The organism is Leuconostoc mesenteroides subsp. mesenteroides ATCC 8293, assembly GCF_000014445.1.
In the GTDB taxonomy this organism is placed as follows: domain Bacteria; phylum Bacillota; class Bacilli; order Lactobacillales; family Lactobacillaceae; genus Leuconostoc; species Leuconostoc mesenteroides.
In genome coordinates this window covers 783,408-805,513 of the sequence record NC_008531.1, presented here as the reverse complement: position 1 = coordinate 805,513, position 22,106 = coordinate 783,408, and the positions used below count along the sequence as shown (strand labels likewise).

Sequence of the window (22,106 nt, the reverse complement as noted above, 5' to 3'; positions counted from 1 at the left end):
ACTTCTACACAGTTGCTGACTATTTTAAAATTGAATCTTATATAATTGAATTAGGATTCGATACCTCTTTCTGCGCATTTGATTAACTAAAGTAATTACCTTAGTTAATCACTTTACAGTAATTCACTTAACCTGTCAATAGATTTTAGATGCAACATGTATTTAAAATGATATAAAGAACACTCAAAAAAGCATTATTCTATCAAAATAATGCTTACAAGAAAAATATTTTTAATTCGTTAGCTAATTTACTTTAACTGAAAAACGATCAGCAAAACTTTGAAGTTTTGCATCAACCAACTCGGCCACTAAACGAGCGTCATGAATAGCAGTGATAACCAAATTAGCACCAGTATTAGCATCACCCGCTACCATATAATTCTCTTGGTTTGTTGTCCCCATGACATTCAGGCGAGTAATATCCAAATCATTTAATATTTTCGTATTGAGACCTGTAAATCCTACTGCAACCAATACCAAATCAGCAGAATAGTCTTTTTCCGAATTCGAAATCACTTGCTTATTGGCATCAATCAAAACAGTTCGAACGCCAGTTACTTCTCCAAATGAATTACCTAAAAATTCTACTGTTTGCGTTTGATAAGGTATTAATTCCTGGTTAACTGTGTCCATGGCTTCCGCCTGCCCATAACTAATTTGCTTTTGCCATGGATATTCCGGCCAAGGTGTCGTACGATCTGTCGGCTTTTCAGTATGATAATCAAACTGTGTTACATTTTCTGCACCTAGCCGAATCGCTGTTGCAATACAATCTGTCGCCGTGTCACCAGAACCAATCACAATCACCTGCTGATTAGATAATGTTTTTTCAAATGTAGTCGTACCGTTTTTTAATACATTTTTGGTTGTCTGGCTTAGAAATGGTAGTGCAAAATCAATTCCTTTCAAATCACGTCCGGGTACATCTACATCTCGTGCAACCGATGCGCCAGTAGCAACAATGACTTTATCAAAATCAGCGTCTAATTGTTCCTTAGTAATATCCTCTCCAATCGTTGTATTAACTTTAAATTTGATACCGACTTCTGACATGACTTTAAAACGACGATCAACAACCCACTTTTCTAATTTCATGTTTGGAATGCCATACATTAAAAGGCCACCTAAACGTTCATCTTTTTCAAAAATAGTGACCTCATGGCCCAATTGATTTAAGCGCCAAGCTGCTGTAATCCCTGCTGGCCCGGAGCCGATGACTGCAATTTTTTTACCAGTTCGCTGTTCTGGTAATCCTTCTGGAACTACCCAGCCATGCGCAAAAGCATATTCAACAATAAAATCTTCATTGTCTTTGATTGTCACACCTGCACCATTCAAAAACTCATTACACGACACTTCGCATGGCGCAGGACAAACTTTTCCAGTAAACTCAGGAATTGGATTTGTTTTTGCCAATCTTAACCAAGCTTGATGGAGCTCTTTTCGATACAAGAGGTCATTCCATTCCGGAATTAGATTGTCATTTGGACAACCACTCATTTGTTTACTTTTATTGCCGTACAACGCACCAATATGACAATAAGGGACACCACAGTTCATACATCGAGCAGCTTGTTCGACTCGTTGATCAAACGCTAGTGGTTCTGCCATGTAATTGAAATCCTTAATACGTTCAGTAATTTTACGATAAGGATTATCAACACGTTCATATTTGAGAAAGCCAAATGGATCAGCCATTATAATTACCTCATTTCGATAATAATGTTTCTAATTCTTCTTCAGTTTCTGGTACTCGTTCATATTCTGGCATCAGTTCATTAAAAGCCTTGAGTTCCTTAGTCAATCCACTAAATCCTTCGGTTTCATATTTATTCATAATGTTTAAAACCTGATGATATTCGGTTGGATATACTTTAATAAAATTAGCCTTTTCATCCTCAAAATGCGCTAAAATATCTTTAGCTTTTTGTGAGTCAGTGTACGCTGCATGTGATTGAAGTAAACTATACAATACGTCGTCTCCATGTGTTTGATTTATCTCAAAAAGATCAACCATTTCCAGATTAATATTAGCAGCCGCTTGATGATCTGGATCATAAATATAAGCAATACCACCCGACATACCAGCAGCAAAATTACGACCAATTTTACCCAGAATGACAGCAACGCCACCCGTCATATATTCGCAACCGTGATCCCCAACGCCTTCAACAACACCACAAACGCCAGAGTTGCGAACAAAGAATCGCTCACCCGCGCGGCCATGGAAATATGCCTCACCAGCAAATCCACCAAAACAAGCAACATTACCGATAATTGGTGAATTATTCGTATCGTATCCTGCATCTTTTGGTGGCGTTACAATTAAACGCGCACCTGATAATGACTTACCAACATAATCATTGGCTTCTCCAATGACCTTAAGCTCCATTCCTTGTGTCGTATAGGCTGCAAAAGACTGCCCTGCAGAGCCAGTATACGTATATCTAAGGAGTCCTGGTGATAATTTGGTATTTCCATAACGCTCTGCTATCCAACCACCCATCCGAGCGCCAACAGCACGTGATACATTATCAATTGGTGCAGACATCGTTAATGTTTGTGTGTTATCAATGGCTGCTTTGGCAGCCATATCTAATTCTGGCCATTGTCGCTTAGCAATGAATGGGTCTTTTGTTTTTCGTGCTATTGGAATAACTTGACCAATCATGTTCGAAAAATCAAGTGACTTATACTTTTTGTTCGTTGTAAAGCGAGTTTTCAACAGTTCTGTATGTCCGACCATTTCTTCCAAGGTGCGGAACCCTAATTCAGCCATTAACTCGCGTAAATCTTGTGCCAAAAAGGTCATCATATTTATGATATCTTCCGGTTTTCCCTGGAAACGTGAACGCAATAATGGATTTTGAGAAGTAATGCCCACTGGACAAGTATTTAAATGGCAAACACGCATCATAATACAGCCTATAGCCACCATTGATAAGGTTGCAAATGAAAACTCTTCCGCACCAAGCATAGCGGCAATAGCTATATCTCTACCAGTCAACAGTTTGCCATCAGTTTCTAAAGTCATTCGCTGACGTAATTTATTAGCGGATAGAATTTGGTGTGTTTCAGCTAACCCTAATTCCCATGGTAATCCAGCATCACGAATCGAATTTCGTGGCGCCGCCCCTGTGCCACCATCATATCCAGAAACGGTCACCGTATCAGCACCAGCTTTCACCGCACCAGTTGCAATCGTACCAACACCTGTTGAGGAAACTAATTTAACATTGATTTTGGCATATGGGTTAACCGCTTTCAAGTCAAATATTAACTGCTTTAAATCCTCAATCGAATAGATATCGTGATGTGGTGGCGGAGAAATTAAGCGTACCCCTGGTGTTGAACCACGTGTTTCGGCAATCCATGGAAATACTTTATTTCCAGCTAGTTGTCCACCTTCGCCAGGCTTGGCCCCTTGCGCCATTTTGATTTGAATTTCTTCGGCTGACATCAAGTATTCTGCGTTAACACCAAAACGTGAGGAAGCAACCTGCTTAATTTTAGAATTTTTAATTGTGTGAAAACGTTTCCTATTCTCACCACCTTCACCAGAATTTGACTTAGCGCCTAATCGGTTCATTGCCTCAGCTATCGTTTCATGAGCCTCTTGAGATAATGCACCAAATGACATGGCACCAACCTTAAATCGCTTCACTATATTTTCAATACGCTCTACTTCATGAATGTCAATGGGTTGACGATTAGGCACAATCTCCCACATTGACCGGATAGTGCCAGGATGTTCATGCTCCGCTTCATGAATGTCAGCCACATACTCCTTGAAGAGTTCTTCATTTCCAGTCCGAACCGCCGTTTGAAATTTATACATCATCATTTGATTGTATAGATGGTATTCACCATCTTCTCGTAGTGAATAAGCACCACCTGAAGGAATTGGGTCGTCTTGAGATTCGTCATACGCTGTTGTATAGCGTTTTAAGTATTCTTCCTCAATTTGATTTAAGTCTAAACCACCAATTCGTGAATGTGTACCAGTAAAGTAGGTATCAACTACATTTTTTGATAAACCAATCGCTTCGAATAATTGCGCTCCATAATAGCCTTGAATCGTAGAAATGCCCATTTTGGCCATAATCTTAACGATACCTTTTTCAGCAGCTACACGATAGTTTTCTTGATGTGTTGCATCATTCATATCGTATGCTTCTAAAATTCTGTAAGCACCACGCGGATATATCGCGGCTGCACCGTACCCAACCAACGTTGCAAAATGATGGGTTTCAATTGCTTCCGCAGTGTTTAATACAATGGAAGCATTTGTGGCGTTTCCGTTGGCCGCCAAATAATTTTTTAGTGAGGACACAGCTAGAAGAGCCGGTACAGTCAGTTGATTTTTGGTTACCTCACGATCAGATAGAATCAAAATTGTTGCGCCAGAAGCAATCGCTGCATCGGCTTGCTGATTAATTCCAATTAGAGCACGCTCCAATCGCCCATTTGCTAGTCCGGTTAAGTTATAAGCCAGCTTGATAAGCGCAACCTTTTGTTTAGAATTGGAAATATGTGCAATTTTAGCAAAATCAGCCGGTGAAAGAATTGGTGAGTCAATTTTTAACTTGCTAGCATTTTCTGGTAAATCTCGTTGAAAATCAACTTCTCTGCCTAAATACATTTGTGTTGCAATGACTAAATGCTCACGAAGTGCATCAATTGGCGGGTTGGTCACTTGCGCAAATTGTTGTTTAAAAAAAGTAAATAATCCTTGTGGCCTGTCTGATAAGATTGCCAATGGTGAGTCATAACCCATGGCAACCGTTGGTTCTTGCCCAGTATTAGCCATTTTCAAAACTGCACCATCAATCACTTCTTGGGTATATCCGAAGCGTTTAAAAAGAGTCAGCCGTTCTTTATCATTTAAACGTTGTTCTAATAAATTTTGATTTGGTAGGTCTTGCAATGTTTCTTGGTATTCATCGAGCCATTGTCGATAAGGATATTGCGTCGCAAAATGATGCTTCAATTCCTCATTCCTTGTAAAGGTTCCCGTCGTCGTATCTACAAGAATCATGTTTGCAGGTCCAAGCACTCCTTTTTCGATAATTGAATTAGCGGGCACATCAACCACCCCAGATTCAGAAGATAAAATAACATACCCGTCGTCCGTCACCAAATAACGTGAAGGTCGTAACCCATTACGATCCAATCTTGCACCGACAATGTTGCCATCAGTAAAAACAACAGCGGCTGGACCGTCCCAAGGTGCCATAAATGATTCATTATATTCTGTAAAGGCAGCCAACTCATCTGACACATTCGCTTCTTTTGAATGTGCTTCTGGCACTAGCATTAATAGGGATTGTGGTATTGAGCGACCATGTCGATACAAGTGTTCCATTGTATTTTCCATCATGGCTGAGTCGGAATTTTCTTCATTATAAATCGCAACCCCATGCGTTTTCATCCAATTAACGTCACCTTGCAAAGTATTAATCTCACCATTATGTGCCAAAAAACGAAATGGCTGTGCACGGTCCCAAGATGGGAAAGTATTAGTTGAAAAACGTGAATGAGTTAGCGCTATTTTGGCCTCAACATCTTCATCGTGTAAATCCAAAAAGAACTGCCCAACTTGGTAAGCATGAAGCATCCCCTTATAGGTAATCGTTTTAGCCGATAACGAAACAATATACATATCTTCGTCTGAAATCGTATCTTCTAAATGACGGCGTAGTGTATACAACGCGTCATCAAAATCCCTTCCTAGAGCAACATGCTGCGGTTTCTTAATAAATATCTGTCGAAATCCAGGCATAGCCTGTTGAGCAGTAGGACCACAAGCATCAAAATCAAACGGTACATCTCGATCAAAAATGTACTCAAAACCATCTGCACTGATTTCAGTAATTATTTTATCTAAAACCTTATTCTTAGCCACAGTATCAAACGGCAAAAAAAGCATTGCCACAGCATATTCACCTGATTGTGGTAAAGTAATACCCTCTATTCTTGCTACTTTTCTAAAAAATTTGTCAGGAATTGACATCAATAGACCTGCACCATCCCCTGTATCTGGCTCTGATCCTGTGCCACCTCGATGATTCATTCGTGTTAATAGTGTAATGGCGCGTTCAACAAGTTCATGAGAAAACTGCCCATAACGTTGCGCAATAAATCCCATACCGCAGGCATCGTGCTCGAGAGACTCATCCCAGAGCGGCGCGTTTTTCACCATTTGCTCACGAAGTTTTGATTGTTTCATTCTTTTTTACCCACATTTCATCTTAATTTAAGCTGACCATATATTGAACACAAAACGGAAAAAATTAAAACTTTTTATAATTATACTCTTATTTTTTTAATCTTTTGATATAATTTTGGAATAAAATACTCATAAACGTTGATATGATAACTAGTTTTTTAATATCTTATGCAGTTCTTTTGCTTTTTATTTTTCTATTGATAGAATGAAAGTATCGAGTACATAGAGATAAATTGAGAGATTTTATTACGTGCCAAGTAACCACGTTAAAAGACTGAGGAGAGAGTAACATGAGTAAAAAAATTGTCGGAGAAGATGGTAAAGTATATATACAGAAGAAGCCTTTTTATAAGCGAATTTGGTTTATCATCTTAACTATTATTCTAATTTGTATTGCCTTATCAAGACCAGGTAGCAATAATAATTCAAATTCAGCGAATTCTTCCAGTAAGGATTCAAAAGTAAGTGGTTCAAGTTCATCAGAAGATAGCTTATCGAGCTCGGAAGAAAAATCTACTACTACTGAAACCAGTAGTTCTAGTGAAGCTCAATCATCAGAAAGTAATTCAAACTCTACTAATATTCCTAGAGAATACAAGTCAGCTCTTAATAGTGCGGATACATATGCTAACACAATGCATATGTCAAAGGCAGGATTATATGATCAGTTAACAGCAGACGCTGGAGAAAAATTTTCTCCTGAAGCAGCACAATATGCTATTGATAATGTGAAAACTGATTGGAACAAAAATGCTCTTGAGTCTGCAAAATCTTACCAAGAAATGGATATGTCTCCTGAATCAATTCGTGATCAATTAACATCAGATGCTGGAGAAAAGTTTACCCAAGAACAGGCTGATTATGCTATCGAAAATCTTCCGCAATAATTAAATGCCCTTTATTGGGCGTACATATCAATCATCATAGACTTACAATAAAAATACTAATAAGCGAGATAAAATATGGCCCATTTTTTAAATTACATTGTGTCACACATCAGATATATTTACATCCTTATTTATACGCTACTTACAGCAATACTAGTTATTATGGGTGGCTATTTGTTCTGGATGCATCATCATAAATAGTTAAATTTCTGCGAGTTTAAACATCAAAAAAACACCTAATTTGCTTAATTAGATGTTTTTTATAAACTACAATTATTTTACAAGCAAGACATTTGTATCCGCACGTTCAGATACATAACGTGCAGTAGAACCAATAAACATTCGTGTCAAGACAGTTGTACCTGTTTTTCCCATTACAATCAGGTCTGGATTATAATTTTCTATAACCTCGTTAACCAAAACGAAACGAGCATCCCCTTTAAAGATATGTGTGTCAAATGGTACACCAGCAGGTTCAACAACAGATGCTGCTTTGGAAAGATTATCTGATGCTAACTTTGTTAAGCTATCTGTCATCGAGGCGTAAAAAATCTGGCTACCATCATGATAGGCAACAGTAGAGTATTGAATGACACTAACAATTTCTATCTTTGCATTAAATTTTTTAGCTAACTGGGTGCTGTACTCCACAGCTCTCATAGCTGCCTCACTACCATCAGTCGCAACAACAATTGTATTAATCATGAGCATTTCCTTTCCAATAAACATAAGATGGCCAATCTTAACGCTGCCTTAAGCGTAAGAATACTTTAAACAATAAAAAACAACCCACTCTCTAACAACATTCCCCAAGGCTTTCACTTGGCCAAATAATTATTATTCTGCTTAAACTAATCAATTAACATCATGCACGTAGCATTCACTTAACTTCATAATATAAACAACGAGCAAGTTGTCTCCTGGATTAGCCGAAATCCATTTATACCACTTACGTGAAATAAGTCTAGCAACTGCGTTGCCACAGGACTTCTTCTAATCTATGTCTAAAGTATACAACACCTTCCTTCGAATTGCAAGCGCTTACAATTTATTTTAACAAAAAAGCTGTGCTTTACACACAACTATCCTTTTGTAACAATTCAGTAAGCCATCAATGACTTTTAATACTTTTAATAGGATATGTCAAAGAAATCATACTTGGTATCACAATTGGTAATACGATAATTAATATTATTAATCCAAAGATTACTGTAATTGCCACCTGAATCAAAGTTAATACACCAGAAGGTATCAAGGCGGCGAAAGTACCACCTAAAATGAGTGCGGCGGACAATACAACGACACCAATTATTCCCGTAGCCCTGAGAATTCTATCTCTAGCTGATGGTATTTCTTTTTGTAGATCACGATACTTCATCATTAAGAAAATACTATAATCAACGCCTAATGCTAATAACATAATAAATGCGAAAAACGGTGTCGTCCAAGAAAGCATATCTTGCTTGAGAAAGATATGACTTGTAATCTGAGTAAGGCTCAATGCCATGACATAAGATACCAGCAAGGTTTCCATAATATATAACGGTTGTAAGAAGGATTTGGTAATAAAGATTAACGCAATCAGTATACCAACGACCATTATAATGCCTGTTCTAATGAAGTCTGCCGAAGCAATTGTTCTTGTATCATTTGTTCTCGAAGTTTGCCCACCAATTGCAGCAATTGCGTTAGCTAATCCTGTTCCTTTCAAGGGCGCCCTCAACTTGACTTTGTAACTGAGAAACCTTCTTCATTGCTTTTTCAGAATTCGGGTTACTATCTAGAACAATATTCAAGCTGGTTGCTTTCTTATTTTCAGACATGTATGCATCTAAAGCCGATTTATATGCTTTTCCATGCAATACATTTTTCGGTACATAGTAAGTATTAGCTGCTGAAGATTCTTTCAAGCCAATCAAATAATCATTTGCTGATTCTAAACCACCGCTGATTTGGGTTGATCCTTGGCTCGCCTCTTTTAATCCCTCTTGTAGTGATTGAACTTGTCCAACCGTACCTTTCAGTGAATTATACATCGTTTGTTGACCACTATTAAGTGCATCAATACCAGAAGTTAATTGGCTTTGATTATCGGCTAAACGCTGACTACCCGACTTGATTTCTGCAACACCATTATTAACTGCCGTTGCACCAGAAGAAGCACTAGAAACACTATTTGTATATGTATGCATTTGACTCTGCATATCTGATACACCGGTATTTAATTGTGACAATCCTTCTGTTAATTGTTGTGAACCATTTACTAATCCAGCTTGACCATTTGTTCCCCGTAATGCCGTCAGTATTTGCTGTGTACCAGAAATAGCTTCACTGAGCTTATCTAATGCTGCAATTGAAGCAGTATTGGCTTTAATTGAGCTGGTTGCTAAAGCACCTAAGTTAGACATTTGTTCAGCAAAAGCCTTCAAATTACTTAATTCTTCAGTAAGTGCATTGCCTGTTTGTTGAAAAGCAGACATGTCATTTTCTAATTTTTGCGCAGCTGTACTTGCTGCAGCAATATTATTTTTGTTAGTACTTTGTGCTGAACTGATTTGTGCATTGATGGATTTTGATTGTTCTTGTAATGCTGATCTTAATGCAGCTTGCTGCTCATTACTTAATGCTGACTTACTATTAATGCTACTAATAATATTATTAATATCATTTTCAGAAAGCACATTGAGTGAACTATTACTATTCAAAGCTGTATTTAATGAACTTTTCAAATCACTTGCATCTGCCTGTACGTTAGCACTAGATGTCGTTAGCAGACTAGAAGTATTGTTAAGTTTGGATAGACTATCACTATTGTCTGAGCTTTTAGATAATGATGCCATGGATTCATTCATACTTTGTAAGCTTTCCTTCAATTCATTAATCTGACTCTGTTGACCCGCTACATTATTGCCAGATTGTGCACTCAGTTCTGATTCTAATTGCTTTAGTCCATCTGTAATTTGTGCAGAACCACTGTTTAAACTACTTACACCAGTATTCAGTGTACCAACTCCTGATTGAATGGCCGCCTTATTACTATCCAAAGTTGCCAACCCCTCAGCCAACCCGGACGTGCCAGAAGATAGCGTACCTATACCGGTATTCAAATCATTTGCACCTGAGCTTAGTTGTGCACTACCACTCTTTAGTTCTGCGGAACCATCTGCTAATTGCTTGGCCCCATCAACCCCCTCGTTAATATTACTAGTTGATAACTGATTACTTGCATCACTCAAACCATTACCAATAGTCTTTGTACCAGAAATTGCACTTTTTAAACCATCAGTAACACTACCCAATTGATTACGCACATATAACTCTTTTATTTTGGAGCCACCAGGACGTGTGGCTGACGTAACCATCTTAACACCTTTGGTCTTTTTTAGTTTGTCTGCCAAACTATCAATAGTCTGAAGACTTGCATCATTGTCTAACCTATTCTTTGACTTTATATATAGTGTCGAAGGTTCTGCAGTTCCTGCTGAAAAATGTTTTTGAACTACTTTAAATCCCTTTTTAGCAGGAATATCCTCACCTAACTCTGTTAATGTGTCATAGTTTAATTGACTATTGTAACTGACAAAGAGCGGTATAGCCATTAAAATCACAGTCAATAAAGCAATCAAAGGATACTTGATGGACTTTTTAGCTATGCCTTGCCATAACTTGCTTTCGGAAGTCTCACCAAACCGTTTACTTGGCCAAAACAAGTATTTACCAAATACAGCCATAAAGAATGGGTTCAAGGTTAATAGTACAAGCAACAATACAGCAACCGCTATTGAAACGCCTACTGCTGACTTATAAATTGAAAACTTTGCCAGCTCCAGCGTAGCAAAACCAATCAGCACAGAAATGCCGCTGTACAAAATTGTTCTGCCAGCCGTTTTCAAAGCACGTTTGGTCGCTTCTACTTTTTCATATCCTGCATTCAGTTCTTCCTTAAACTGATCAAATAAAAGTATATTATAATCAGTCCCTATTCCGAACAAAACAACAACCATAAATACCTGCGTGAAGTTTGAAAGGGGAAAATTAAACTTATCCACCAAATTCATAACAACGCTCAGTGAGGTAATAAACGCAACCCCCACAGAGAATAGTGATACAATCGGCGTGATAACTGATCTAAAGACAACCATTAACACTAAGAAAATAAATACAACCGTTATCCATTCTGTTTTATGTAATCCTTTTTCAATTTCTTCAGAGAAGTCATCTTCAAGAATGTCACTACCTGTTATGTAGGTTTTAACACCATCAGTTTTAGCTTGCTTGGTTAAAGTTTGTGTCATTTGACTGACAGATTGCTTTTTATCCACGGTTAACTGAACTAATTCTGTTGTCTTATCTTTGGAAAGCAATTGCGCTTGAGCTTCAGAACTATCTTCTGGCGCTAAAATTGACTTGATATGATAGGTAGATTTATTCTTCTTCAGGTGATCAACTGTTTTCGCAATGTTTTTTCCCTGATCAGCAGTTATTTTTTCATGACCATTGTTGAAAACAACGATTACTTGTCGCGTATTATCTTGACCTCTGCCCCAATTGTCTTGAATTTTCTGCGCTACCTCACTTTTGACAGCACTTGGAAGATTTGTATCCCCTTTCTCCTTGATAAGCTGACTTGTGTTTGGCAACCATATGACTGCCGAAATCATAATAATTAGCCAAATAACAGCTTGTATGAGAAACATTCTTTTTCTCTTCAACCGTCTATTCCTCCAGTGTATTTTTCGTACATGATGTTATTAAAACAACATAGTGTACGAAAAAATATTATATCATATCTTAATTTCATATCAACTGGTTATTATTTATTGCTATAATATATTAATGGTATTTCTTACTAATGAATCGGAGAAATAAAATGGTTGGTACCAAAAATAATAGACGTGCACAGTTAACGAAAAAAAACATACAAGATGCTCTAATCCACCTAATGAGCGATAAAAATATCAACAGTATATCTGTGACAGATATTTGTAAAACTGCTGATATTAATCGTGGGACATTTTATGCTCATTTTGTTGATGTTGCTGATTGCATGAATCATATGGAAAAAGAAACTGCTAATGAACTTTTTTCTATACTTGAGAATGATAAACAAACTGATTCTGTGGAAGTTTTATTACAAGCCATATTTGAACTAGTTAAAAAAAATAATAAAGTTTTCAATTTTATTTTGACTGAAGATCAAGACTTTTTAGCAAATATTTTATCTACCACAAAACAGAAGTTTTTTAACCAACTAGTTCCAGACGACGACACACTATCAATGAGTGAAAAGCAATTTCTATACGAGTATACGTTGAACGGAGTTGTTGGTATGATCAGACATTGGATAAAAAGTGACATGAAAGAGTCGCCTAAGACGCTCACATCTTATTTCAACAAATGGTGTTATCAGTCTTAAATTTTCCTTCTCTAATAAAAAAACCTACGTGAATCACGTAGGTTTTTTAATATATCTCACTGAATTTACCATCATCAATTTTGGACATTTTACCATCAATAATTTGATAAACTTTATCCACCTCTTCCTTCAAACGTAAATCATGGGTAACAACAATAATTGTTTTATCATTCTTATGGGCTAATTCACGTAATAGCGACATGACTTCTTTGGACCGGGCTGTATCCAATGAAGCAGTTGGTTCATCGGCTAAAATATATTCCGGATCAGCATACAAGGCCCGCGCAATAGCAACACGTTGTCTTTGACCACCAGAGAGTTCGTTAGGATACTTTGCTCCCAAGTCCTCGATAGCTAATGTTTTTAAAACAGTACGAAACGCTTCATGAGATAAATGTTGTTCTTTCACTTTATCTACTAGTTCAAATTGCTCATTAACCGTTAAGTAAGGCACTAGGTTATAAGATTGCAAAATAAACCCTACCGTATTTAATCGGAGATCTGACTGCTCTTTTCTCGATAACTCGCCGATTATTTCATCATTAATTTTCACCGTACCGGATGTGGGGGATTGTAATCCACCAGCAATTGTTAAAAAGGTTGTTTTCCCAGAACCTGAAGGACCAACAACTAATATTAATTGCTGGGAGTCAGCACTGAAATTAACATTATCCAAAGCCAAAAATTCACTTGTTCCGGTGCCATATTTTTTACTAACATTTTCAAACTCTAAGCGTGACATAGTATTAACCTCCAATCATTTCAAATGGATCTACTTTAATGATTTGCCTGATTGGTAATAAGGAACCAAGTAACGACATAATCAAAATACCAAAACTTGTGGCAACCACTTGCGTGGTTGAAATGGCTATTGGCACCTCGCTAGGGAGAACGTAAGAAGTTATAATTGTAAAAATAATTGCCAGCCCGATACCCACCACTGCCATCAAAAATGTTTGTGTGAGGGTGTTTAATACCAGATATTTAGTAGAAATACCTTGCGCTTTCATAACACCAAAATTAGGTAATTTTTGAATTGTCAAGATGTATAAGAAGATTGAAATAACAATCAAAACAATCACAAAAAGAAAACCAATCATAAATTTAAAGGTTAACTGCTGGGCTTGATAACCCGGTAACTTTTCAATAAAACTATTTATCGTGTACAACTTGCTATTCTTAAAGTGAGCGTCGCCTGTGATCTTTTTATTAAACACTAACGCGTTGACGGGAGCCTGGTTAATTGTCTTTAAAGTTTGAAAAGACGTATAAATAACCGGAGCCACGTTCAGGGATGCATTCGAAGTAAAGCCAACAATTTTCAACTTCGCGTCACTGTTAGCTATGGTAATCTCATCCCCGATTTCAAACCCTGATTTTTTTAATTCATCAGATACGGTCGCCGTATTATTTCCAGTAAAACGATGCCCAGATATAATTTTTATGTTTTTATAGATAAAGCCATCGCTTTTAATTGCCAAAATTTGTGCGTTAGTTTTATCAGCATGGCTGTTCTTAACTAGTGTGCTGTACTGGCTAATTGCAGTTCCTTGCCCACTAACCTTCTTTTGATCATCACTATTCAGAAATGACTGTGTCAACCGTCCTTCAGCATCTTTGTCTAATAGTATCTTGGATGCCTGCCATTGCGTAATTGCCGACTTGTTTAAATCAGACAAGCCTGTAGCAAGACCATTTAGAATAAAAACTAAATAGCTAATAAAAAGTATTAACGTAACAATTAAACTATAACGTAATTTCTCATGTCTGATTTCTCTTAATGCCAAAAACATGATATGCCTCCTGCCTCTCTAACTGTTTAATTAACATCTTTACTGCTCTCATAAATGCTAATTGCGCGTTTCCTTGCGTAAGAATGATCCACAATCGGAAAGGGATAGTTCTGACCTATTCTAACATTAAATCGTGTCTGTTCTGATTCCGAGAGTTTTCCTGGTTCATGAATCATTTTGTTGTCCACATTCTTTAGTTCTGGCACATATTTTTTAATGAATAATCCATTTGAATCAAATTTTTTTGATTGTAAAGTAGGATTAAATATTCGAAAATAAGGAACACTATCTGTTCCCGTAGAAGCAGCCCACTGCCAACCGCCAATATTACTTGCCGCATCATAATCTAGCAATTTATTGTGAAAGTAAGCCTCTCCCCACCGCCAATCAATGAGTAAATCTTTAGTCAAAAATGAAGCGACAATCATTCTTAAACGATTATGCATCCATCCAGTCGCATTTAATTGCCTCATAGCAGCGTCTACAATCGGAAAACCAGTTTGGCCTGTCCGCCAGGCTTCAAATTGCTGTTCATTGTTTATCCAATCAACATGTCGAAAATCCTTATTAACCGATTCAACATTTTGGTTCGGGTACATCACATAAATCATGTTGTAGAAGTCACGCCAGCAAAGCTCTTTCATAAACGTGCTTTTGCCATCACTATCAGGAGACTGATCAATTGCTCGCCAAACTGTTCGAATTGATATTTCTCCAGTCCGCAAATATCGCGACAAATGGCTTGTGCTGTCGTTTGCCGGAAAGTCTCTTTCCTCATCATACTGATCTAAACTTTCATTAATGAATCGATTGAGCACCTTTTTGGCCGTCTCACTACCTAAATCTTTTTTTATAAAAGAAAAACGATCATCAATAAATGTTTCTAGTAGCTGCTCATTTTCTGGAAAAAGTAATCGGGCGCTTTTGATTCGTTTATCAATCACATAGCTTACTGGTGCTGGCTTTTCTTGGCGTATCCACCTTTTAAAGTAAGGGGTAAATACTTTGTACCCTGCCCCTGAATCCTTTTTTACTTCGGTGGCACCGTGTAGATTATAATCAATATAAGGATGTGCTTTAACCTTTAACTTATCCTCAAAAAAAGCTACACTTTTTTGATCCCTATTTCTCCCAAAACCTCTTTCATCAAAATTAAAAAAGATGTCATGCCAATCTGGCAACTTCTGTTTTAAAGAAGCAAAACAGTCATTAATATCACCATACATTATGTTTAAATTAATACCTTGTTTTTTGAGTTTGTTTTTAAAATACAAGACACTCGCAAAAAAAGCACTCTGATTGACAGTACTCTTTTCTGTCACTTGTTCCGGATTGATATGAAACACACACAAAATTTCATTACTATGTCGCAATGCATTAAATAATGCAATATTATCCTCTAATCTAAGATCTCTGCGAAACCACATAACAGATACCATTCTATCCCCCCTACTTCTTTCTTTATGGTTGCGAATAATTATGGCAAAACACCATAACAGTTGCCTATAGTGCATTGTATCAAATTAATAAATAATAAACTATTAAAGCGTTTATCGCTAATAAACGAACAATAAAAAATAAATTAAACAATAAATAAGTATTTATCGACTATTTTCAACCAATCAGTATGTTAAAATAAAAAATATCAATAAATTAAGAACAATACAGCAAATGGAGTACAATACAATGACAACTGTGATTACGAATGAATTCACAAAAAAACTACCAAAATGCGAGTTACATGTGCATATTGAAGGAACCATTGAACCAGAGCTAAAGCTTAAGTTAGCGCAACGCAATCATATTGCGCTAACTGAAACAACCGTCGAAGACATACAAAAATCTTATCAATTTAACGATCTAGCGTCCTTTTTAGCTGTCTACTATCCAGGAATGTCAGTTTTAATAACTGAAGAAGATTTTTATGATTTAGCTTTTGACTATTTACGAAGAGCTGCTGACAATAATGTTCGTCATGTCGAAATTTTCTTTGATCCTCAAGCTCATACGACGCGAGGTATTGCCTTTAAAACAATCATTACTGGCCTCCATAGAGCCATTGTAGATGCACGCGCTTTAAATGTTGATGCTGCACTTATTATGTGTTTCTTGCGTGATTTACCGAAAGAGTCAGCTCGGCAAACGCTTCTAGAAGCGCTTCCTTACAAAGATAAATTTATTGGTGTAGGACTTGATTCTGATGAACATAATAATCCGCCTTTAAAGTTTGCTCGTCAGTTTGAAGATGCCGCAGCCCACGGCCTGCATTTAACAACTCATTGTGATATTGATCAGAAGGATTCCATTGACCATATCCGCCAAGCACTCGAAATCATGGAAGTCGAGCGACTCGACCACGGTACCAACATCGTCGAAGACCCAGACTTAGTCAACTTCGTTATTAAAAAAGGAATCGGTTTGACATCTTGCCCCCTCTCTAATTCTTTTGTTACGCCAGACATGAAGGGTAAAGAATTGATTGACTTGTTAAACCAAGGTGTTAAAATTTCCATTCATTCTGATGATCCAGCCTATTTTGGTGGATATATCAGTGACAATTACTATAAAATGGCTACTGATTTCAATCTAAGTAAGGAGCAACTAATTCAGTTAGCTCGCAATTCTTTTGAATCAGCTTGGATCAGTACCGACCAGAAAGAATTATATTTAAAAGAGTTAGAACAATATGCCGCCAAAAACTAAGAAAAGCCTATTCCTTTAATGGGAACAGGCTTTTCTTAGTTAATCATCACTCGTTCAAAAATTTGAACTTGTAATTCATATAAAATACAATTAACCAACTGATAAAATTAAATATGAGTATCGTATCTAACAGACGATCACTACGATAAGAAACAACTAATTCATTATGACCTTTCCTTTGTTTGACGATTGGCGTTCCTATTCGACTGAGTTTGACATTTGTGTGCAGCATTTTTTGATTTAATCGGATGATAGTATCTGTGTACTTTATAACCGGAACCTGAATATTCTTAACGCTTCTGCCCTCCCATTCGACTACCAACTTATTGCCTTTAACAGACTTATGGAAGTATTTTTGTTTGTTAATAACTTGATGATGATAAAGTGAATATTTATCTTTACACTTAACTGTTTTCACCGGTAAGTAATCAGGGGTGGACTTTACCACGTATTGTAAAGCTTGTACTTTATTTTTTATGAAAAAAGATTTTTTGATTTCACTGGTATTTTCAGACGTAAAATACGTATGAACAGAAGAATTTAAAAAGGATTCCGTTTGGTGCCACACATTCAAGGCATTGTTAGTTGAAATGCCTGTTTGCAACAACGACAATAGTAATAAACCATAGCTGATGAGCCCAAAAATAACTGATCTAGTATGCCACTTTTCCAAAAGCAAACCAACTGCTAGGAGTAGTAAAACTGTGAAAGGTACGAAAAAACGAAACGGAAATTGAATTGTCTCAATTAATTGATTATGGGAATTATTCAATAATTTCCACGGAAATAGATCTGTACATAAAATAAACAAAAATCCGCAGGTAACCGCTGTTACTTTCAATAATTGCGACTCTTTTTTCCAATGCTTACAGATCGTCCATAGAGCAAACAGCACAATAATCATTAAGATGGGCGGATAAAATAACCAATAACTACTACCTTTAAAAATAGTTGTTTCTGCCATCCATTTATTGACAAATGGTTGAGCAATATTATTTTCACTGTAAATAGCAATAAAACTATAGAGTACATTTAATACTAGAAAACCGAAAATAACAATGGCTAATCTTAGCTGTTTCAAAAGCTTAATTTTAGTGTGCTTACTGTTAGCAAAAAAAGCTGTTAAGAAAAAGCAAGCATACACAAACACAAGCAAAAAAGCTGATAACATATGGATTTGACACATGATGCCGATACATATAGCCGTTTGGACTGGATGAAGCGTCTTTTTTTCAATTAAGTCAATTAGCGGTATAAGGCAGAGTGGAAATAATGCTGCTCCCCAACTCGAAAATCCTTGTCGTAATGTCCAATATTGAACAGAGTATGTGGTCATATAAAAAATACCTAATGGTATTCTATATACAAGCTGTACACCAGCTTTTTTTAAAAGAAGATACAAGGACAAGCCAGAAAAAAAATACAAAATGCCATTTGAAATCACCTGATAACCAAACCAAGAAGGACTGATTAATACAATCAGCCCTTGGATGTAGGCCATAAATGGTCCATACAAGGCATTGACAATTCGACCAGAAGATTGGAATCCATACATGGAAATAAAATATTGAAAGTTCTCATGTTTTATCTGCATAGCCGTATCATACAAGCGATTAAAATGAAAAATAGCATCAGACCCAATAATCATTGCATGATTTAAGATGAATGGTATTAAAAGCAGTATTGACGACAGTAGTAGAATGGCGATTGGCCATAGTTTTTTAACCTGTTGTAAAAATGTTGACATAACTTCCCCTATTTATGTATTTCTTGGCTAAGATTAGACGCCAGAAAAATACTATCGTTTTAACATAAAATGAACATTAATTTTAAACATATTTATACATAATGACATTTTAGTCTTTTTATAGTTGCTATTTGACCTTGTTTTTATTATGGTAGGTATAAATCAGTTTAGAACGAACTAAAAAAGGATATATCATGTTAAGACGTCATTCCCCAGTATGGTTGCATCACTTCATTGTTTTTGTCATTATCTGTGTATCATCACTCTTATCAACGTTACCCGCTTTTACCAACAACACATTCAAATTGAGCTACGATGGTAATATTCACTTGGCACGCTACGACGCTATAACACAAGCGCTTAGTCATGGTTCTTTACCCCCTCTTGTAAATTTTATTGGCCTTCACCACACTGGGCTTGCCATGAACGGTATGTATCCATGGATAACTAGCACTATTTTTATAATCCCCAAATTATTGTTTAATAATCCGATAGTTGCATTAATGGTTGGATTTATCATTTTAAACTTTTTAACAATTTTCAACGTTTTCCTACTAGCTAAGTTTATAACACATAAAAGATGGATTCAAATACTCGGCGTAACAATATACCAATTTAGTTCTTATCATATGGCTGTCCTTTATTCTCGCAATGCACTTGGGGAAGCACTGGCTTATGCTTTTTTACCCCTAGTACTGCTGGGATGTCTCAAAATATGGCATAATTTAGCAAATGGTTGGCTATACTTAGGATTCGGTATGGGCGCCATCGCTAACAGTCACATTCTTTCTCTAATCATTGTAACAATCATGATTGCTATTTTCTGTTTTATCAGAATTTTGCGTCATCAATTAACACGAAAAGAAGTCATCAATTACACAAAAGCCGCCGTTCTAGCGATTTTATCGTCTTTTTATACGCTCACTAACATCGGATCACTGCTATCCTCCAATTTATTAATGAGTCCAACACCAAAATTAGTACCGTTAAATACAACAAAATACTGGCAAGCTCTTCTTGATAATAGTATCATTGAACGTTCCGCTAGCTTTAACATGGGACCAATTAACACCTTCTTATTGTTTTTCCTAATGATTATGTTGTTTACAAATAAATCTGGTTTATGGCGCCATTGGACAATTGCAACAATTATCGTATTTTTTAGCACTTTTGACTGGTTACCTTGGCAAAACCTCACCAGTACACCGATCAATATGATTCAATTTTTGGGGCGATTATTGTTCATTTCTTCCCTATTGCTAGCCATTAGTGTTATGTATTATTTTGACCAGTATCCTTTAAAATACAAAGACATTAATTTTGTGATTACCTTAGCTTTGGTCGCAGTCAGTTTAAATGCGGTTCACACTTATCACAACAAAACCACGAAAGATGGTTACCGGTTTTGGCTAACTAGAGACAACTATGTCCAAACCATTAAAAATAGCGCAATAGGAATTGATTATTTACCCGCAAACAATAAGCATCAACTACAATCTAGAATAACTGCTTTACAAAATGCAAGTGTTTCTTCCCTGAAAATAAAATCGCAAACATATAATAGTGCTGAGTACATGATCACTACGGCAAAGGAAGGGTACTATTCTCTACCAATTGCTGTATACTCAGGCATTCATTACAATGTTACTTTAAATCACAAAAAAGTAAAACTTGCAAACAGCCACGCTCTTAAATTAAAAATTCCTAAGGGACTGAACCATTTAAAGATTACGGTTACAGTAAATATCAGTAATTATTTCACGATGCTGATTAGTCTATTAACGACAGTGTACAGTATCGGGAAACTAACATTTGCCAACTCAAACAGTTTTGCAAGAAAAAATAAAAAGCGTCAGAAGGATAAGTAATATCTTTTTGGCGTTTTTTATTATACTTTTTTATTTTATGATTACAGCACCATAGAAAGTTTAAGCTGTCACTAGCTTATAACAAATCCCAAGTAGAGGCGCTGATTGAAGGGAACAAGTGAATTAACCGAGCAATTTCTTCTTTGTTAAACTTAAATTCAACGGCTGGTAGCAATGTGTTGATAACATTTTCTGCTTGTTCACTGACTTCTGTTGCACCAAGCAATCGATGTTCATCATCAAAAATTAAGGTGTTCTCACTAATTGTTTCCTTGTTCACCTTACGATACCAATCACCAACCAAATTATTCTCTTCAATTTGATAATTGTTCTCTTTTGCCTCTTCAACAGCTACTCCAACTTTAGCAATTCTAGGAGATGTAAATACAACTGATGGAATCACAGGATATGTGATAGGTTCTCTGCTTTGCCCAGAAAAACGCTTAAACAAATAAGTTGATTCAAAAATTGCTGTTGGCGTCAATTTAGGCTGTGTTTTATCAATAACATCACCTGATGCGTATATGTTATCAACATTAGTTTGCAAATACTCGTTAACGATCACACCTTTTTCATTGTAGTTCACGCCAATCTCTGATAACCCTAAGTTGTCGGTATTTGGGATGCGACCAGTCGCATCTAACACCCATCCAACTGATAATGACTGATCATCACCATAATTCACGATAACTTGATCACCTGATTTTTCAAAACTTGAAACCTTAGCATTTTTAACAAACTTTACCCCACGTTCCTTAAGGTCATCAATTACTTTGTTGACATATGGCTGATAAAATTCTTTAAGCGCTTTGTCCCCGTGCATCAGCACTGTAACGTCAGAACCAGCAGCATTGGCAATTGTTACAAACTCCATGCTAATGTAGCCAGATCCTATAATAACAATCTTGTCGGGTAATTCAGTTAAATCCATAAACTCACGGCTATCATGGGCCAACTCACTACCAGGAATATCAAGCCTATGTGGACGTAAGCCAGTTGAAATGACAATTTTATCAGCTGTTTTTGGCTGACCATCTACTAGAATAGTGTGATTATCTTGAAAAACACCTGATCCTTGAATAATATCAATGCCTGAACTCTTGATAAGTCCACCAATCATTCCTGGCAACTCGTCAATTACTTCTTGCTTGTGCGCAACACTTTCTTTCCAGTTGATTTTCAAGTTACCCGCAACGACGCCCGAGAAACGCTCTGATTCACGAAGTAAAGTAACTGGAGCATCGAGTGTAATTTTAGCATTACAACCATAGTTTGGACATGTACCACCAATCAAATCTTTTTCGATAATACCGACTTTGACCCCTGATTGAGCAAGTGGAACTGCACCATCAAACGTACCATGCCCACTACCCAAATATAAAACATCATAATCGTATTGCTGTGTCATAAAATTTCCTCCAATTTTAGTGGCTCTTCCTATATCAGTTATGGCAATTATAGTT

14 protein-coding genes are annotated in these 22,106 nt (G+C 36.6%); 4 read left to right on the top strand and 10 right to left on the bottom strand.

Features of this window, described 5'->3' with window-relative positions:
- Positions 1–243: 243 nt before the first annotated feature.
- Both LEUM_RS03990 and gltB read right to left on the bottom strand, forming a co-directional pair.
- On the bottom strand, positions 244–1,698 hold the full coding sequence (locus LEUM_RS03990; RefSeq protein ID WP_011679594.1) for a glutamate synthase subunit beta: 1,455 nt from the start codon (positions 1,696–1,698) through the stop codon (positions 244–246).
- Positions 1,699–1,708: 10 nt separating this feature from the next.
- Positions 1,709–6,229, bottom strand: coding sequence for a glutamate synthase large subunit (gene gltB, locus LEUM_RS03985; RefSeq protein WP_011679593.1), 4,521 nt, complete (start codon positions 6,227–6,229; stop codon positions 1,709–1,711).
- A gap of 290 nt (positions 6,230–6,519) precedes the next feature.
- Between gltB and LEUM_RS03980 the strand changes: the two genes are divergently transcribed.
- Entirely contained in the window at positions 6,520–7,116 is a 597-nt protein-coding gene (locus LEUM_RS03980; protein ID WP_011679592.1) for an Ltp family lipoprotein, read from the top strand.
- Positions 7,117–7,389: 273 nt separating this feature from the next.
- Here the strand turns inward: LEUM_RS03980 and LEUM_RS03975 are convergent, their stop codons facing one another.
- The 3 genes from LEUM_RS03975 to LEUM_RS03970 all read right to left on the bottom strand — a co-directional run bounded on the left by LEUM_RS03975 (position 7,390) and on the right by LEUM_RS03970 (position 11,813).
- Positions 7,390–7,821, bottom strand: a complete 432-nt coding sequence (locus tag LEUM_RS03975) for a universal stress protein (protein ID WP_011679591.1) — start codon at positions 7,819–7,821, stop codon at positions 7,390–7,392.
- 406 nt (positions 7,822–8,227) lie between these two features.
- Positions 8,228–8,827 (bottom strand): MMPL family transporter, encoded by a 600-nt coding sequence (locus tag LEUM_RS10935; protein ID WP_341349449.1) that lies wholly within the window; start codon positions 8,825–8,827, stop codon positions 8,228–8,230.
- Positions 8,805–11,813 carry an MMPL family transporter gene (locus LEUM_RS03970; RefSeq protein WP_011679590.1) on the bottom strand — a complete coding sequence of 1,003 codons (3,009 nt, stop codon included), beginning with the start codon at positions 11,811–11,813 and terminating at the stop codon, positions 8,805–8,807. The genes LEUM_RS10935 and LEUM_RS03970 overlap by 23 nt, the downstream gene beginning before the upstream one ends.
- Positions 11,814–11,986: 173 nt before the next feature.
- Between LEUM_RS03970 and LEUM_RS03965 the strand changes: the two genes are divergently transcribed.
- Entirely contained in the window at positions 11,987–12,532 is a 546-nt protein-coding gene (locus LEUM_RS03965) for a TetR/AcrR family transcriptional regulator (RefSeq protein WP_011679589.1), read from the top strand.
- Positions 12,533–12,578: 46 nt separating this feature from the next.
- On the opposite strand, the gene LEUM_RS03960 is transcribed toward LEUM_RS03965, so the two are convergent.
- Genes LEUM_RS03960 through LEUM_RS03950 form a run of 3 tightly spaced genes read right to left on the bottom strand, consistent with a single transcriptional unit; the run spans position 12,579 to position 15,764 of the window.
- The gene (locus LEUM_RS03960; RefSeq protein ID WP_011679588.1) at positions 12,579–13,274 is read right to left on the bottom strand and encodes an ABC transporter ATP-binding protein; all 696 of its coding nucleotides are present in this window, start codon (positions 13,272–13,274) and stop codon (positions 12,579–12,581) included.
- A 4-nt stretch (positions 13,275–13,278) separates the two neighbouring features.
- Positions 13,279–14,325, bottom strand: a complete 1,047-nt coding sequence (locus tag LEUM_RS03955; protein WP_011679587.1) for an ABC transporter permease — start codon at positions 14,323–14,325, stop codon at positions 13,279–13,281.
- 26 nt (positions 14,326–14,351) lie between these two features.
- The gene (locus LEUM_RS03950) at positions 14,352–15,764 is read right to left on the bottom strand and encodes a cryptochrome/photolyase family protein (protein ID WP_011679586.1); all 1,413 of its coding nucleotides are present in this window, start codon (positions 15,762–15,764) and stop codon (positions 14,352–14,354) included.
- Positions 15,765–16,011: 247 nt separating this feature from the next.
- On the opposite strand from LEUM_RS03950, the gene add reads away from it, so the two are divergent.
- On the top strand, positions 16,012–17,028 hold the full coding sequence (gene add, locus LEUM_RS03945) for an adenosine deaminase (protein WP_011679585.1): 1,017 nt from the start codon (positions 16,012–16,014) through the stop codon (positions 17,026–17,028).
- Between the two features lie 46 nt (positions 17,029–17,074).
- On the opposite strand, the gene LEUM_RS03940 is transcribed toward add, so the two are convergent.
- Positions 17,075–18,775, bottom strand: a complete 1,701-nt coding sequence (locus LEUM_RS03940) for a hypothetical protein (protein ID WP_011679584.1) — start codon at positions 18,773–18,775, stop codon at positions 17,075–17,077.
- 194 nt (positions 18,776–18,969) lie between these two features.
- Between LEUM_RS03940 and LEUM_RS03935 the strand changes: the two genes are divergently transcribed.
- On the top strand, positions 18,970–20,643 hold the full coding sequence (locus LEUM_RS03935; RefSeq protein ID WP_011679583.1) for a hypothetical protein: 1,674 nt from the start codon (positions 18,970–18,972) through the stop codon (positions 20,641–20,643).
- Positions 20,644–20,719: 76 nt separating this feature from the next.
- On the opposite strand, the gene LEUM_RS03930 is transcribed toward LEUM_RS03935, so the two are convergent.
- Positions 20,720–22,051: a dihydrolipoyl dehydrogenase family protein gene (locus LEUM_RS03930; RefSeq protein WP_011679582.1), complete on the bottom strand. Its 1,332-nt coding sequence runs from the start codon at positions 22,049–22,051 to the stop codon at positions 20,720–20,722.
- Positions 22,052–22,106 lie beyond the last annotated feature (55 nt).